The organism is Spectribacter hydrogenoxidans (assembly GCF_031846275.1).
In the GTDB taxonomy this organism is placed as follows: domain Bacteria; phylum Pseudomonadota; class Gammaproteobacteria; order Nevskiales; family Salinisphaeraceae; genus Spectribacter; species Spectribacter hydrogenoxidans.
The window spans coordinates 169,884-185,546 of record NZ_JAVRIB010000003.1 but is presented as its reverse complement, the minus strand read 5'-3'; the positions used below and the strand labels follow the sequence as shown (position 1 = coordinate 185,546).

At 61.0% G+C, this 15,663-nt stretch carries 10 protein-coding genes and 2 pseudogenes; 8 read left to right on the top strand and 4 right to left on the bottom strand.

Annotation, left to right across the window (positions count from 1 at the left end):
• Nucleotides 1-38 precede the first annotated feature (38 nt).
• The 4 genes and pseudogenes from RM532_RS04045 to RM532_RS04030 all read left to right on the top strand — a co-directional run.
• The gene (locus tag RM532_RS04045) at nt 39-284 is read left to right on the top strand and encodes a MoaD/ThiS family protein (protein WP_311651866.1); all 246 of its coding nucleotides are present in this window, start codon (nt 39-41) and stop codon (nt 282-284) included.
• Between the two features lie 41 nt (nt 285-325).
• Complete coding sequence (locus RM532_RS04040; protein WP_311651865.1) at nt 326-712, top strand: gamma-butyrobetaine hydroxylase family protein; 387 nt, start codon at nt 326-328, stop codon at nt 710-712.
• Nucleotides 709-1,776 carry a GTP 3',8-cyclase MoaA gene (moaA, locus tag RM532_RS04035; RefSeq protein WP_311651864.1) on the top strand — a complete coding sequence of 356 codons (1,068 nt, stop codon included), beginning with the start codon at nt 709-711 and terminating at the stop codon, nt 1,774-1,776. The genes RM532_RS04040 and moaA overlap by 4 nt, the downstream gene beginning before the upstream one ends.
• 461 nt (nt 1,777-2,237) lie before the next feature.
• A pseudogene (locus tag RM532_RS04030) lies at nt 2,238-2,578 on the top strand (transposase); the annotation flags it as partial.
• A gap of 5 nt (nt 2,579-2,583) precedes the next feature.
• Here RM532_RS04030 and RM532_RS04025 read toward each other — a convergent pair.
• Nucleotides 2,584-3,203: pseudogene (locus RM532_RS04025) on the bottom strand (transposase); the annotation flags it as partial.
• Nucleotides 3,204-3,269: 66 nt separating this feature from the next.
• Between RM532_RS04025 and RM532_RS04020 the strand changes: the two are divergent.
• The 4 genes from RM532_RS04020 (at nt 3,270) to RM532_RS04005 (ending at nt 9,528) form a co-directional block, all read left to right on the top strand.
• Nucleotides 3,270-4,505 carry an ISL3 family transposase gene (locus tag RM532_RS04020; protein ID WP_311651863.1) on the top strand — a complete coding sequence of 412 codons (1,236 nt, stop codon included), beginning with the start codon at nt 3,270-3,272 and terminating at the stop codon, nt 4,503-4,505.
• A gap of 379 nt (nt 4,506-4,884) precedes the next feature.
• Nucleotides 4,885-5,895, top strand: a complete 1,011-nt coding sequence (locus tag RM532_RS04015; protein ID WP_311651861.1) for a DNA adenine methylase — start codon at nt 4,885-4,887, stop codon at nt 5,893-5,895.
• A 23-nt stretch (nt 5,896-5,918) separates the two neighbouring features.
• Nucleotides 5,919-8,042 (top strand): ATP-binding protein, encoded by a 2,124-nt coding sequence (locus RM532_RS04010; RefSeq protein WP_311651859.1) that lies wholly within the window; start codon nt 5,919-5,921, stop codon nt 8,040-8,042.
• Nucleotides 7,954-9,528, top strand: a complete 1,575-nt coding sequence (locus RM532_RS04005) for a hypothetical protein (RefSeq protein ID WP_311651973.1) — start codon at nt 7,954-7,956, stop codon at nt 9,526-9,528. Before RM532_RS04010 ends, RM532_RS04005 begins: the two co-directional genes overlap by 89 nt.
• 49 nt (nt 9,529-9,577) lie before the next feature.
• Here RM532_RS04005 and RM532_RS04000 read toward each other — a convergent pair whose 3' ends face one another.
• The 3 genes from RM532_RS04000 to RM532_RS03990 all read right to left on the bottom strand — a co-directional run bounded on the left by RM532_RS04000 (nt 9,578) and on the right by RM532_RS03990 (nt 15,586).
• Nucleotides 9,578-11,821: a DEAD/DEAH box helicase gene (locus RM532_RS04000; RefSeq protein ID WP_311651858.1), complete on the bottom strand. Its 2,244-nt coding sequence runs from the start codon at nt 11,819-11,821 to the stop codon at nt 9,578-9,580.
• A 139-nt stretch (nt 11,822-11,960) separates the two neighbouring features.
• Nucleotides 11,961-13,274 (bottom strand): ATP-binding protein, encoded by a 1,314-nt coding sequence (locus RM532_RS03995; RefSeq protein ID WP_311651857.1) that lies wholly within the window; start codon nt 13,272-13,274, stop codon nt 11,961-11,963.
• On the bottom strand, nt 13,271-15,586 hold the full coding sequence (locus tag RM532_RS03990; RefSeq protein ID WP_311651856.1) for a tellurite resistance TerB family protein: 2,316 nt from the start codon (nt 15,584-15,586) through the stop codon (nt 13,271-13,273). Before RM532_RS03990 ends, RM532_RS03995 begins: the two co-directional genes overlap by 4 nt.
• Between the last annotated feature and the right edge of the window lie 77 nt (nt 15,587-15,663).

The following is a 15,663-nucleotide window of genomic DNA, read 5'->3' as shown; positions in this document are numbered from 1 at the left end:
TATGCTGGTGGCCCGGGTGGAAACAATCGAGGTGGGTGATGCAGGTCACGGTTGAAGGACACGGCGTACTGGCGCCGATCTGCGGCGATCAGTACCGGGTGGAACTGCCGGTGCGTCAGGCCACTGTGGCCGATGTGTTGGAGGCGCTGGCGGCCGAACTGCCGGACATGGTGGCCCACTTGCCGCGCACGGCCTGCGCGAAGGGCGACACCCTGGTGCAGCGCGACGACGCGGTTGCCGACGGTGATCATCTCGCGCTGATTCCCCCGGTCAGCGGCGGTTGACGCGTTTGGGTGAGCGCCGCCGCCGGGCGTAGACTCGGGGCATGAATCAGACGCCATCCACCGAACGCACCCAGGTGCCCGAGCCGGAAGACATCCGCGTGCGGCGCGGCAGCCGGGTGCTGGACGTGCGCTTCGCCGACGGCGCCGAGTTCTCGCTGCCGTTTGAATACCTGCGCGTGTTCTCGCCCTCGGCCGAGGTGCGTGGCCACGGCGGCGGCGAGCCGACGCTGGTCACCGGCAAGCAGGACGTGGATATCGAGCGGGTGGAACCGGTCGGCCAGTACGCCGTGCGGCTGTGTTTCGATGACGGCCATCGCACCGGCATCTACAGCTGGGCGGTACTCTACGAGCTGGGCCGCGATTACGCCGAAAACTGGCGCCGTTACCGCGAACGCGTGGCAGCGGCCGAGGCGGAGGCGTCCTCGTGACACGGGCCGTTCCCCGTCTCGATCCCGCGCGTGCCGACGAGCCGGTGGACCGGCTCGGCCGCGGCCTGCGCGATCTGCGCATATCGGTCACGGATCGCTGCAATTTCCGTTGCCGCTACTGCATGCCGCGGGAAATGTTCGGGCGCGATTTCGAATTCCTGGCCCGCCGGCAGCTGCTCAGTTTCGAGGAAATCGAACGCATCGCCCGGCTGGCCGCGGGGCTGGGCGTGCGCAAGCTGCGGCTGACCGGCGGCGAGCCGCTGCTGCGGCGGGAGCTGGACAAGCTGATCGGGGCACTGTCCGCGGTGCCGGGCATCGACGATATTGCCCTGACCACCAACGCCTCGCTGCTTACGCCCGCGGTGGCTGCCGGATTGCGCGAGGCCGGCCTCGACCGGATCAACGTCAGCCTGGACGGACTCGACGACGAATCCTTCCGGGCGATGACCGACGTCGACTACCCGGTGCAGCGAGTGCTCGATGGCATCGACGCCGCGGCGGACGCCGGACTGGGCCCGATCAAGATCAACATGGTGGTCAAGCGCGGCACCAACGACGATCAGATCCTGCCCATGGCCGAGCATTTCCGTGGCAGCGGCCACATCCTGCGCTTCATCGAGTACATGGATGTGGGCAACGCCAACCGCTGGCGGCTGGACGAGGTGCTGCCGGCGCGGGAACTGGTCGACCGCATCGCCGCCCGCTGGCCGGTGGAGGTCCTGCCGCCCAATCATCCCGGCGAGGTCGCCAACCGCTGGCGCTATGCCGACGGCCAGGGGGAAATCGGGGTGATCGCCTCGGTGACCCAACCTTTCTGCGGCGGTTGCCGGCGCCTGCGCATGTCCGCCGAGGGCAAGCTGTTCACCTGCCTGTTCGGCAGCCGGGGTTACGACCTGCGCGCCCTGATGCGCAGCGGCGCATCGGATGAGCAACTGGCGGATGCCCTCGGCGGCCTGTGGCGGCGCCGGGAGGATCGCTACTCCGAACTGCGCAGTGGCGAGCCCGGTGATGAAACACCGGCGGACGGCGAAAAGAAGGTAGAGATGTCGTATATCGGGGGGTAAGCCACGACCGAATGTCCGGGGGACATTCGCAGCACTACCATGAGCCGCTCGTACTGCGCGTTGCGAGTGACAGGTTCGGGGCGACCGGACAGCATGTGGGCGAGAATCCGGCCCGGAGGCAGCGCTCTGCCTCTAACAATCTGATATAAATGATTTATATGGCGCTCCCTACGGGATGTAGTAACTAATTTGTCGTTTTAAAAAAGTATTATTAAACAATCCACTATGGATTTTTTTATGTCACGAAAATACGCCTACTCAATTTGTTACTCAGAAAATTGTGCTTGAGGCATTCCAGTGATGAAGGGGTAATTTCCCTAGCTTTCAGGTGCCGCCCTTAAGTTGCAGGTAATACCGCCCTGCTGAGTAATAAAACTCTCCTCGACCTACTTCTGCGACAGTGGACTTCCCCGGGTGTCGTAGACACTTCTGGCCTATGAATTGAGCATAGGAGAAGTGCCATGAGCAGTAAGAGATATACCCCGGAATTCACCGACGAGGCAGTCAGGCAGGTGCTGGACCGCGGCTATCCCGTTGCCGATGTTGCCGAGCGGCTGGGCGTGTCAGCCCACAGCCTTTACAAGTGGGTCAAACCGGTCAATCCGGATAACACCGAGCGGCAGGCTAACGAGCTGGTCGAGGCCAGGAGCGGGATCCTCAAGCTGCGCGCCCGGCTGCGGCGCACGGAAGAGGAGCGCGACATCCTAAAAAAGGCCGCGAGGTACTTCGCTCAACAGCCCGAGTGAAGTACCAGTTCGTCAACGAGCATCGCCACGAGCACAAGATCGCCACGATGGGGCGCAGCCCCGATGGCTTGTAACGCCAGGCCCGGGCCACGGGGATGCCGTAGATGCCGTGGCGGCGCATCAGGCGTGCGACCCGATTGAGACTGGCCCGCTCGCCCTCAAAGCCGAGTTCTTCGTGCATGCGCCGGCGTCCCATCACGCCGAGGTGATCGGCATGGATCGCCCGAATGCGGCTCAGTAGCCTGCGATTGTCACGTACGCGAGCACTGGGCCGGCGTTTCTGCCAGTCGTAGAAACCGCTGTGCGAGACCCGCAAACAGCGACACATCAGCCGCACCGGATAGTCGCCGCGGCCAGCATCGATCGCCTGGTACTTCAACTCGATTCCCTGGCGAAGAATGTGGCCGCGTCTCGCAAAAAATCGCGTTCCTTTTTCAGGCGCGCGTTCTCTCGCTTGAGCCGGGCCACCTCCTCGTCGCGGGGCGTACCAGTGCCGCCGAAGGCGGTTCGGCCTTGCTGGTTGATTTCGCGGCGTCAGTGGCTGAGCAGGTTGGCAGCAATCCCAATGTCGCGGGCGACCTGGGTCACGCTGACATCCGGATGGCGGGTCAATTCAACCGCTTCGCGCTTGAACTCGAAACTGAATTTTCTGGCTCTTCTGCACTGACGTGAGCTAGACAGGGATGACTGCCGCCCACAAACTCGTTCTAATACAAGTTCCTACACAAGAGAAGAAGGGGCTTGTAGATGGCGGCAATCATCCCGGCAACGATTCTTGGTCTCCGCGGGCAGTGCGTCAAGTCGCTTGCCTGGGACGACGCGGCCGGGGAGCTGGTGGCGCATTGTCGGCGCGACGGCCGGTTCGTGCCGGTGGACCACCGCACCGGGGCGCGCGGCACGGTCAATCGGTGGCTGCGTCGCCGGGTGCGGGATCTGCCGCTGTGGGGACGCGCGGTGACGCTTGAGATCGAGTATTGCCAACTCAAGATCGGCGCGGCGGACCGGCGCATGGAGCGCCTGGACTTCGTCGATCCGGGCGGCGGTTATACCCACCGCTTTTGCCGGTTCGTGTGTCAGTTGTGCCGGCACATGGCGATTGATGCGGTAGCCCGTTACACGGGCCTGGCCTGGCGCACGGTCAAGGCCATGGATGCGCGCACACTGGCTGCTGAGTTGCCGGCGCTGCACCCAGAAGACATCACCGGGGTGCGCTATCTGGGCATCGACGAGGTCGCGCGCGCCAAGGGCCATGACTATCTCACGCTGGTCTACGACCTGGAGGCCGGGCACCTGCTGTGGGTCACCGAGGGCCGCTCCAAGGCCGGCTTACAGGATTTTCTTGACCGGCTCTCCTCCGAGTCCGCCGCGGGCATCGAGGCGGTGGCCATGGACATGTGGCCGGCGTTCGAAAACGCCGTGGCCCAGAGCCTACCCCAGGCCGCCATTGTCTATGACCGCTTTCACGTGATGGCCAACTACAGTAAGGCCATCGACCAAGTGCGCCGGGCCGAATTCAAGCGGGCCCAAGCCGCCGACAAGCCACTGCTGACCGGCAGCCGCTACCTGCTGCTCAAAAACGTTGGGCGCCTGAGTGAACGCCAGAGCCAACGCCTCGACGAGTTGCTGGCGGCCAACACGAATCTGCACGCGGTCTATAGCCTCAAGGAGCAACTGCAACAGCTTTGGCAGGCGCCGGCGACGCACACCGAGATGGCCCAGCGCCTGGCGCACTGGTGCGCGCTAGCCGAGGCCACGGGACTGGCGCCGATGCGGCGCTTCGCGGCCATGCTGCGCACACACCAACAAGGCATCTGCTACTACGCCCAATACCCCATAACCACCGCCCGGCTGGAGGCCGGCAACGTGGCCATCGGCATGATCCGGAAACGCGCCCGAGGACTGCTGGATACCGAGTACTTCAAGCTCAAAATCCGGCAAAGCGCACTGCCCGAACCCAACCGCGGCCTATACGCTTTAACGTGAAGATTAGCTCAAACGATGTCAGAAGAGCCAATTTTCTTCGCTTGGACATGGACACTCCTTTGGGTCATTGTGACGCCTTTTGTGAGTGTCCGTGCTAACGGGACCGAACCCGTTTGTTGAACGCAAGCAGAGGGGTAACGATTGCACAAGCGCAGATTAAAGCTGTTAGCGTGGTAGCGCTAAGGGAGAGTAGTGCCCCGAGATAAAGGATTCATTCATGCCAAAGCACTACCTTTACTTGTCAACTTGACGCTGGGTGCTGCAATGAGATTTAGTCGCTCCTTATAGTTGGGAAGATTCTATTCAGATCTTTTTTTTGCAAATAATAAGTTCGACAAGTCAGGTTTAAAGGCGAAGTCTAGCGAAATTAGGAAAATGAATGAATAATCATGAATTCATCGCGCGACGAAAAATAAATACGCCGCCGTTGATCTCGCCTTTACGTTATCCGGGTGGTAAACGCCGCTTCGCTCGGAGTATTGCTGATATTTTGAATGCTCATCTGACGCGGCCGCTAAGTCTTTTCATTGAGCCTTTTGCCGGTAGCGCGGCTGTAGCAATTGCGTTGTTGGAGGCGGGTTACACGGAACGTATCGCCCTTTGCGATACAGACCCCTTAATCGGTAATTTTTGGCGAGTGGTGTTCGGAGGAGATCGTGAATTCTCTGAACTTTGTGAATGGATTGAAAGGGCCCCGATAACGTTAGACCAGTTCCACGAAGTTCGGGGCTTGACGCCCCGCACGTCGGTGGAAGCTGCCTTCAAGTGCCTATTTTTAAACCGAACAAGTTTTTCGGGAGTTTTACACCGTTGGGCGGGTCCCATCGGAGGAAGCCGTCAGGCCTCCCCCTACACCATTGATTGCCGCTTTCCTCGCGAAGCAATACTTCACCGATTGGATGATCTGCACCGGATGAAGCGGCGAGTGCTTTACGCAGGGACGCGCAGCTATAACCGAATCGCCAGTTCAGCTCCGGTTGGTCGGCTGGTCGCGGCGCAGCCACAGCGAGTTTTGTGGTACCTGGATCCGCCATTTTTCTGCAAGGCTGAGAAGCTCTACAACCATGTTTTCGGGCCCTCCGACCATCGTAGGTTCCGCGAGTTTGTTGACCGCAAACTATCCGGACACTGGATTGTTTCGTACGACGATGTGCCACAGGCACGTTCGCTATGGTCGGACTGCGAGAGCTTGACGGAAGCGTCTTTGACTTACTCTGCTAGCGCGGCCTCTCGGAAGGGAGTGGAACGAAGTAAGCGAGGCAGGGCTAGGGAGCTAATTCTGAGTAGCTTTTTCGGCGCTTCGCCCGGTCAGGTCATTAGCCTCCATGGCCCCCATCGAAAACGCGGCCCCGCAGCCCCAGCGGCGGATTGGCAAGCTGCCAAGGCTTGATTCTCCGCATTACGAGTTGATTTATGCAAACGTTTGAAAATATCGTCGAGAGGGCGCAACCGCTGGCCCGCCTCTGCGGCGAAGCTCCTGAGACGCGCCATGTTGGATTCATCATTCGTATGAATTATGACCGGGTGGAGGTCCTAACCAACGATCACTGGCGTGAGCGGGTGCAGGGAATCCCACAGAATGCGATTCTCATCGCGGCCAGTTTCGATCCAGCCCGTCTTTCAAGTGAGCCCGAGATGTCGCGCTTTGTATTGGCGATGCGCGTGCTTGGGCCTGCGCCGATCCAGCATGAAGCAGAGAACGTCGCAGCGATTATCGAGCACCACCGGTCGAAGACGACGGCCGAGCATGCCGGACCGCTTGACGGGATGGATGCCTATACCCATGCGCACCTTCAGTTTTCCGGCCTGTCGTGCAAGGTGCTGGGATCGTTCTTTCAGACCGAGCAGGGGGCTTTGGCGTATGGCGCCGACATCGAAGACTACTTCTCGGTTTCGTCCATGCGGGTGTTCAAGCCTACCGGCGACGCCTTGGAGATGATCGCGAACTACTGCGATCCACATCGGCTGGAAGACGCTCGTCGTGAGACGTTAGAGATGGGCTTCCCGCAACCGCCGGATGCATTTGAGTTCGGGCTGGTTCGTTACACCTCGACGAACCGGCTACAACGAAAAGATGGCACCGATGTGCCGGTGAGTTTCCAGACAGCCGATGTGATGGCGAAGCGCTGCGGCGTTTTCGGCATGACTCGTACTGGTAAATCGAACCTTGTCAAAACGCTTGCTGGTTCGATCGCGCTGGAGAGCATGCGAGCCGGAGGACGCGTCGGACAGTTGATACTGGATTTGAACGGCGAGTATGCGAATGCCAATGAGCAGGACCGCGGCGCACTCAGCCAAGTGTTCGAAGACAATGTAGTGCGGTACCGCACCCGAAAGCCTGAGGGCGACTTCTTCGATTTGCGTCCTAACTTCTATCAATCGCTGGACATCGGCCTGACCACCCTTAGAGAAGCGCTTCAAGCCGACGGGTCGCTTGGCGGCGCTGATATAAAAAATTTCATGGAGATGGAACTGGAGTCAGAGCAGCCCAATGACCGAGGTGAAGGCAAGCGATGGGCAATCAAGTTTGCTGCTTATCGTTGTCTGCTTGATGCGGCCGGCTATGAAAAGACACCGAGCGATGATCGGGTAACTTTTGAACTTGGTGCTAAGGCCGCCTCACAAGCCTACCAAGCTCTGGAGCTGGGTGACGCAACGAATGAGGCAGAACGTGCGAAGGGCTTCCGGGACCATTACGGAGATCCGAGCCGGGGGATGCCACTGAGCAATGCTCGAAGCTTTTTTGTGGCATTACGCAAGGCTGAAATCGAGCTGCGTGGTAACAGTGATGAAAACATCGGTTTGCGAAGCAGCAGCGGTAAAGCTTGGATGGACGAGTCAGTGCTGACAATGATCAATCTGATGGTCGGTCGCAACAAGAGCGACACCCCCATCAATAGCACGAACGTGCTGGCCCGCTATCGTAATCAGCACTCGGCCCGAGGAACCAGCAGCCCCGCAGGCGAAATACACAAACATCTGAGCCAGGGCCGTATCGTGATCGTCGATTTGTCCCTGTCGCGACCGAGCGAGCGTAAGGAGCTCATGGAGCGGATTGCGCAAGGGCTGTTTCAGCTTAGCTTGGACATTTTTACGGATGCCCAGCGGCCGCCGCCGATCCTAATCTACATTGAAGAAGCCCATAATCTGATCGGCAAGAAAGCCGACCCGGACGAACCGTGGCCGCGGGTAGCCAAGGAGGGTGGCAAGACGAACATCGGACTGGTCTACGCCACTCAGGAGCCATCCTCAATTCAGCCGAATATCCTGTCCAATACCGAGAACATTATCTCGTCCCATCTGAACAACGACGACGAGATCCGGACGTTGGGCAAGTATTACGACTTCGAGGACTTCGGTGCCTCACTCAAGAAGGCGCAAGATGTGGGGTTTGTACGGATCAAGCGGTTATCGGCGCCGTTTGTGATGCCAGTTTACGTGCACAAGTTTGAGCCAGAAACAATGGAGCAACTCTACCAACGCCAGCAAAAGCCCGAAGGCTTCGAACCCGCACCCAAGCCTGCCCAGGAGCATTGAAATGCCGTTTCAGGGTGAGCCACCGGGCCGCCTGAGCCAGGGTGCGATCGCGTCGAATCCGGAGTTTCAGGCGTTCCTTAAAAGCTGTGAACCGATCGAAGGGCCTGACCCTGAGGCCACCAGTTCTCTGCTCGCTCAGTTCAAGTCATACGAACCGGATTCTTTTATACCCGACCACTTACTCGCAGTAGACGGCGGTGAGTACGTGTCCTCTGTGTCCGAGCATTTTCCAAGTCGTGAAATCCTGCATATTCGTATAGGTTCAGTGCTGTTGGATCTGGCTGGCATTCGTCAAATTCAAGCGCTGAGTGAGACCACCGTTGATCCGTTTGAAGTGCAGAAGATTCAGCAAGATACATCAGCACTTACGCTCTGGTTTCCAGGCGCGAACATTGTGCGTGGTGACGCCCGCTCGCCCCAGCAGGGTTTTAGAGCATGCCTAAGAGAAGCCATGGTTTCCGAAGAAACACGGCTTAACGGCCGTCTTCTGTTGGACACGATCTACGAAGCTCTTGCCGCAAGGGCCCTGGCCGAAGGCGGTTTGTCGAATTATGACCCCTCGACCGAGGAGATGTTGGTTACCCACTGTCCGAGTCCCGACTGCGCTGAGGAGCGACTCGATCAGCCAGTGCGATTGGCCCGTGACACGGAGTCTGCTCCCTGTCCTCGGTGCCAAGAGCGGGTCTATGCGACCGACGCCCTCCGCCTACACGAGGCTTTTTCCGATCACCAGGGTAATCAGGGGCTGGTCTCACGCACGCGAAACCTTTGCGAGCATCTATTGCTGTTGCACTACCTGCTCTATCTGCAAGATCAGAATCCGAATGCGCTGAGCGAGTTTGGCTTCGTCATGGATGGGCCACTCGCGATTTTCGGGGAGGGCGCGCGGTTTCATCGCTCCCTCATGCGCGTGATCAGCAACATCTACGAGCGGGCCGAGACAGCTCAGGTGCCACCCCCCGTTATTTTTGGTGTGCAGAAGTCGGGGGCAGTACTGGAATTTGCGCAGTCGCTGGATCGTGTACCGCGTGAAACATCGTCAGGTGAATCCGGCCCGGAAGTGGCTGCCGAGCAGCGGGCAGGCGCAATCCCAAATGGGACTGTGCTGTCGGTGACTGACGATATCCGCTTCACGTACATCACGCCGAAATCAGAAGCCAATCGGAGCATCCATGGCTACGACACGTACTATGGCCAAGATCTCATCGTGAAGACGCATGCCGGACGGTTGTTCGTCGTGAACGTTGCCTATCCCTTTGGAAGCAAGGGAACTGATGCATTCAAACACCGGCGATTCGATCTGGAAGCTTACCCTGGTCTTGGGCGGTCACTCGGCGTGTTGGAAGCAGTTGAATCGGGCTTGTACGGCAATTCCACCGTGCCGCAGATGCTTGCACACCGATTTTCTTCGATCAGTCGCGTGCCTGGAGGCAAGATCCTCGACATTCTCGCGCAGCGGCACGTAGGCTCTAACCGTGAACGCTAACAGTCTGCAAGGGTTCCCTGCGGATTGGACACATCCTGCGGTCTCGTTACTAATTGCTGGCACAAAGCCGCTGCACTATTTGCAGAGCGGCATTTGCATCCAGGCGCCGGCTGGCCCAGTCCACACTGAGTAGGTCGTCGTCCAGAAACTCGTCATATTTTTCGCTGGCCTTGTTCTCCACGTTCGCGGCCAGTTCGACGGGGGCAGGCTGGTCACGAGCAGCGATGCGTTTCAGCGCTTCTTGGACTGCCGCCGTGGTCGTGTCGCGGGCGCACAGGTAAACGCCCTCGCGCTGCGTTCGAATACGAGACTCGGTCAGCATGGCCGCTAGCGTATCCAACGCGATATCGCCGGCCCAGGGGAACACGAACACGTCCTCGCCGGCGTCCAGGAAGGCCGTCCTGTCCAGCCCCAGATCGTGGAAGTGGTGGCGCCCTTCTGCCAGCAATTCCTGCGCCCCGGCGTCCAGGTACACGGGCACTTCTTGGCCGCAATACAGGTCATGCATCTCGGCGCGGACCACGTCGTGGACGATGCCGGCGGTGCCGCCGAATGTCGGTGCGCGCCCGCCGCCGGCACGGGCCAGATCAATGCGCTTGTGCGTCATGTCCAGACGCAAAACGCGCCAGCGGCGGCCAGCGAATATCAGGTAATCGCCTTCGGCCACCGGGCGGTCGATGGGCAGCGTGCCGATGACCTTACCGTCGACGGCGAGAGTGAATTCTTCGGGCGTGGTGAAGGCGGCGAAGAAGCTGTAGTGATTGACGATCCGCTCACCGACTTCGCCGTGAAGCAGAGTGCCGTCCGCACTCTGGCTCAGCAGCCCGGTCCGGCCCATCCGTCGTAGTAGCGCGACGAAGTTGTCTTGGCCCACGGCGGCGAACGGTGCGTTCTCGCACAGCGCGTTCCATAGACCCTGCGCGGTGGTACCGCCATGCTGTGCGATCACGGAAAGGATCTGCTGGATGAGCGTGGACAAGTGCAGAGCCCCATGGAGGGGTGGCTCGGTCCAACGCGACAGCAGTAATTCCGTCATGGCAACAGCCTGGAATAGGGCAGGGCGCAGCCGATCCGGTGCTGGCGTCTTGTGGTCGATCTCGCGTTCCTGGATGTAGATGCGCAGGACAGCAGCCTCGCCGCGGCGCCCCGAGCGCCCCAGACGTTGGCGCATGCTCGCCACCTGATGCGGCGGACCGATCTGGGCGATGCTCGCGACTGAGCCAATGTCGATGCCCATTTCCAGCGTCGAGGTGCACACTGCGGTTACCGGCTGCGTCTGTGCCTTGAGCCCGGTCTCCACATGCTCACGAAGTTCCTTGGACAGGCTGCCGTGATGGGGGAAGAACTCCACCGGCACGCGCAGTTGCTCGCACTGTCGGCGAAGCAGATCGGCGTAGGTCTCCACGTTCCCGCGGCTGTTTGCGAATACGAGGTTATTCGTGCCCCGCAGCACCTGGAACAGATGCTGGCTGATGTCTAGAACATCGCCCTGGATGGTGTCCTCCACGGCCACTTCCGCACCGCTTTCCTCCGTCGCTTCCGCCTGCCTGGGCGACAGCGCCGGCGGCACCTGCCGGTAGCCGCGGATTTGCAGTTTCAGTTCGCCGGCATCTTCGGTGGACACGATGGTCCGCACCGATTGCGCCCCGGCCGGACGCAAAAATCCGGCGGCGAGCTGCATGTCGCCCAGCGTGGCCGATAATCCCACGCGCGGTACCCGTCGGCGGATCACGAGTTCCAGACGGTGCATTAGCGACTGCAACTGCATGCCGCGCTCCACGCCGATGAAGGCGTGGAGTTCGTCCACCACCACGTATTCCAGCCGCTCGAACAGGCTGGCCAGACGATGGCCATGGGTCACGCAGATCGCTTCCAGCGACTCCGGCGTGATCAGCAGCATGCCCCGAGGGTGTTTCAGGAACCCGTGTTTGAGCTTTTGGGGGATGTCGCCGTGCCACGGGACCACCGGCAGGTCCAGGCCGTCCGTCATCAGATCCAACCGGCCGTATTGATCGTTGATCAGCGCTTTCAGTGGCGAGATATACAGCGCCAGCCCCATGCCGGCGTCGTCATCGCCGCCGGCCAGCAGCCGGGATAGGATTGGCAGAAAGGCCGCCTCGGTCTTGCCGCCGGCGGTGGCTGCGGCAACGATCACATCGCAGTCGCCGCCCAGCACGGCGGGAATGGTCTGTTCCTGCGTGGCGCGCAGCGCGGCCCAGCCCTGGCGCCAGACCCATTTCTGCATGGCCGGGTGGAGCGATTCGAACGCTTCGGATGGCTCCGGTGTGGACACGGGCGCTATTCAGTACCAGGATGCAAGCGCTCCAAGCAGACGCACGCCACCGAAGGGCTGAACGCGGCTTGGCCGGAGCTGCGACAACCTAATGTCGCCACCGAATAGCAAGGGACAGGCTGCATTGACGACGAAACGCCTACAACTGAAATCCGTGCAACTGCTCTTGCTCGCTGTCGTCGCCGGCTTCATCGTCTAGCGCCTCGATTTCCTCCGGTCCGTCTGATTCAACCTCAACCTGCCCGATAAGCTCACGCCAGTCTTGGCCAGGGTTCTGCTCCAGTACGGATAGCAGGGCGACAAACTCCTTGATCGAATTACGCGGCGTCTTGAAGTAGGCGGCCCCGATACGTTCGTGGCAGTGGTCCAGGAATGCGGTCAAGGCCTCTTCGGGCACGAGATAGGCGGATGCGTCCCCGGCGGCCATGACGTGGCGGATCTTCTGCAATAGGATGTAGAGGTCTTCTTGCGAGAGATTGGCGAGACGGATCACGGGTCCGCTGTAGTCCACCAGCCCGTCGCGGGCAAATCGGTTTTCCGCCAGGCGGGTTTGCAGGGCTTCGTAGCTGTACAGGCCCCGGCGGGGATCCATAAGGAATTCCGGCGTCCCGCCCATGAGAAAGCCCAGCCCCTCGGCACTACCCTGGAGGGTGTCGTTGAGGATACGCAGAATCTGCTCGTAGTTGCTCTTCCGCGCTTGCGAGCTGGATAACTTGAACAGGTTGACCAGCTCATCCAGGGCGACCAGTAAACCGTTGTAGCCGGCCAGTCGCACGAAGCGGGCCATCAGCTTGAGGTGGTCGTAGCAGTTGGCGTCGTCGATGATGGTGCGCACGCCCAAGGCCTTGCGGGCATCGGTCTTGGTGCTGAACTCCGCGCGCATCCAGCGCACGGCGTCGCCCTTGAGTTGTTCGTTGCCGCTGTCATGGCCCTGCCAGTAGGCCTCCAGAACCAAGGCGAAATCGTAGCCGCCGGTCATCTCGGTCAGTTGGGCTAGACGTTCGTGGATGGTCGAGCCGGGCGAGCTACCGGTCTCGCGCGCTTGTTGAAGGCTCTGGGAGATGAAGCGCTCGGCGATGCTGGCCAGGGCGCCGCCATCGGGCTTGGCCCGGGTGGAGATGTTGCGCATCAGCTCCGCGTATAGCGCGCGAGCCTGGCCGCCGGTCGCGTGCAGGCGGCGGTCCGGCGTCAGATCGGCGCAGGTCGAAACCAGCTTGCGCTCCAGTGCGATCGAATGGATTAGGTTCAGGAAGAACGTCTTGCCGGAGCCGTACTCGCCTATGATGAAGCGGATCGCCGAGCCCTCGTCGGCGATCGTGTCAATGTCCTTGAGCAAGGCCTGCACCTCGGCGGCCCGGCCGACCTGAATGTGCTGCTGACCCACGCGGGGAACCACGCCGGCTCGCAGGGAATCGAGTATCGCGCGGCGTTCTTTTTCGCGGATGCGGCTCATGCGGTCATCTCCTCGTATATCGCTCGATCCACTGTGAGAGCGTCGTCTTCTTCGTCAATGCACGGCGCGTCGCAGGTATCAAAGGCGGCTTCGTTGATGGTGTCCAGTGCGCCGTTAAGTAAAAGGCCATAGCGGTCGGCCAGAGTCTCTAGCTCCGCGCGCTCCCAGTCATCCTTCGTGGCCAATTGGCGCAGGAAACGGCTATGGGCGGCATCCAGCCCGGCTAGGCTTGCTTCCTCGGGCGCGTCGGGTGCAGCTTCGGTATCGGGGTCGGCGGCTTCCTCGTCATCCTCGGCGAAGATACCGCCCAGAATGTTCGACACCTGTGCCGTCTCGGCCAACTTGCGTTGCAGGGCGCCGGGATCGAGCGCGGCCCGACCGGTGCTCGATGTCGAGGATGAGACTTCCAGCTCCGGCTCGGGAATGCGATAACCTTCGTCCGTTGGGCCAGCGGGGCGGACGGTCACCGGCCCGGTGGACGGTTCGGCGGTCATGGCGTGGATATCGGTGACGACGCGCTCGGCATCTATATCCAGCCGCTTGTAAAGCTTCTCCAGCAGCTTGACTTCGTCGGGGTCGATACGCCCGTCCGCCGCCGCAACCGTGATCAGCAGTTCGGCCATGGTGGCCTTCTGCGCCGAAGTCAGTTCGCCGAGCTTGGCGGCTAGCCCGGCCATGCCTTGCTCCTGTTGCAACAGCCAATGCAAGTGCGCGCGGAGGCGGCGGCGCTCGGCCGGCTCCAGGGAAAGGCTGGTCTCGATGTGTTGTTCCAGGTGTTGCTTTTCTTCCGGCGAGACCTCGCCGTCGGCTGCCGAGACCATGGCCGCGAGCCGCAGCACCAGGGCGGCCGCCTCATAGGCCTGGGTCGGTGCGGATGGGGCATCGTCGGCCTGCCTGAATACAACGACCTGATCCGCGGGCTTGGGTTTCATGCCGGTAAAACGCACGTCCGGCTCCAGCCCCAGGCCGAGCTTTTCCAGTAACTGCACCAGTAGCACGGCCTCCTTTTTAGACAGGCGATCGGGCTTGTCGGTGGGTAGATGGGTCAGCAAGGTCGAAGCGGGCAGCACCGCGGCGTCGCCGTCGTTCAGGTGCTGCTCGACGTCCGTGCGTAGTGCTTCCAGACCCGGGTTTCGGGTCTTGCCGTCCAGTTCCGGCGGCAGTAGCGCTAGGCCTTGTAGGCTGTCGCGCCCGGCCTCGTCCTTGCCAATAAAGCGGCTGTAGGCATCCAGCTTGTCCGTGGCTTCGTCCACGATCGCCGCGAGCTGGGTATGGGGCCGCTTGAGGATGGTGATGTCGGCCACGGGCGGGCCCTTGTAGACGTCCCATCTGCCGCGCATGCCGCCGCTGGCTGGCCGGTAGCTGACCGAAACCGGTGTCTTGTTCGGTTTCACCACCAGTCCGTCGCCGTGGCGGTCGGCGTAGAGCTGTTTGAACAGCGTTTTGAACTCAGCGTGGCATCGCCGGGCCGGGGTTCGTAGTCGAAACTGCGGGTCTTGCAGTACCCAGGCAAGCGCCCAGTCCGCCGGAATGGATCGTCCGGCCTCGGCGAACTGGCCCAGACCCAGCTTGAGCGGGGCGGGGAGATCGTTGGCATTGTGCATCACGACCGGCGGCCGGCTCGTCAGGTCAATCTCGCCGGAACCGAGGTAGATCGCAAAGAGAAAGTCCTGCGCGTAGCGGCTGAATGAGTGGTTGTCGCCATACAGCTTTAACAGCCGTTTTACCTCATCGAAAATCGCCTTGCGCTCGGTGTGGTCCGCAGCGCCGTGCGCATGGTCGTGCAGAATCCGCCGCTCCAGCCCGTACAGATACAGGAATACATACCCGATGTAAGCGTCCGGCCGGCGCCGTCCGTCCGCCAGCCAGTCCAGGTAGCCAGCCCGGCAACGCGGCGGAATATCGTCGTAGCTGGGCCAGTAGCCCATGCCACCCCCGTGATGATCGGGGCGCTCGCGATTCACCTTGAGGTCGGGATCGATCAGGGCGGGCTCGACCGCATACCCATGTGCTGACGCCAGGTCTTTACCGACGTAGACGAGACCGCCGTCGATCGAATAGCCCTGCACGGTGACCGATTGCCCTTGGGGCACCCAGTACCGGTCGAAGTCCGTGCTGAGGTCACGTGAGAATTCACGGTCCCAATCCGAGCCGCCCGAAATCGTCACCTTGAGGCGGATGTCGCCATCGTAATCCGAAGACTTCGGTTTGCGTCGCGAAGACTTGCGCACGCGCTTGGCGGATGTGCCGGCAAACCGGGACAGCCACACCACGCCCCCGACAATTAGCGAAAACAGGATTAAATATTCCATGAAATTGCCGCCACGACTGTGGCGCCCCCGCACCGGTATCAGTTCTTGTGCCCCGCTGGCAGCATAGCGAATATGAT

Bases quoted from the DNA above. Each gene is read 5' to 3' on its own strand.
- RM532_RS03995 (WP_311651857.1), bottom strand. From the start codon at position 13,274: ATGAGCCGCATCCGCGAAAAAGAACGCCGCGCGATACTCGATTCCCTG.
- RM532_RS03990 (WP_311651856.1), bottom strand. From the start codon at position 15,586: ATGGAATATTTAATCCTGTTTTCGCTAATTGTCGGGGGCGTGGTGTGG.
- RM532_RS04045 (WP_311651866.1), top strand. From the start codon at position 39: ATGCAGGTCACGGTTGAAGGACACGGCGTACTGGCGCCGATCTGCGGC.
- RM532_RS04020 (WP_311651863.1), top strand. From the start codon at position 3,270: ATGGCGGCAATCATCCCGGCAACGATTCTTGGTCTCCGCGGGCAGTGC.
- RM532_RS04015 (WP_311651861.1), top strand. From the start codon at position 4,885: ATGAATAATCATGAATTCATCGCGCGACGAAAAATAAATACGCCGCCG.
- RM532_RS04040 (WP_311651865.1), top strand. From the start codon at position 326: ATGAATCAGACGCCATCCACCGAACGCACCCAGGTGCCCGAGCCGGAA.
- RM532_RS04010 (WP_311651859.1), top strand. From the start codon at position 5,919: ATGCAAACGTTTGAAAATATCGTCGAGAGGGCGCAACCGCTGGCCCGC.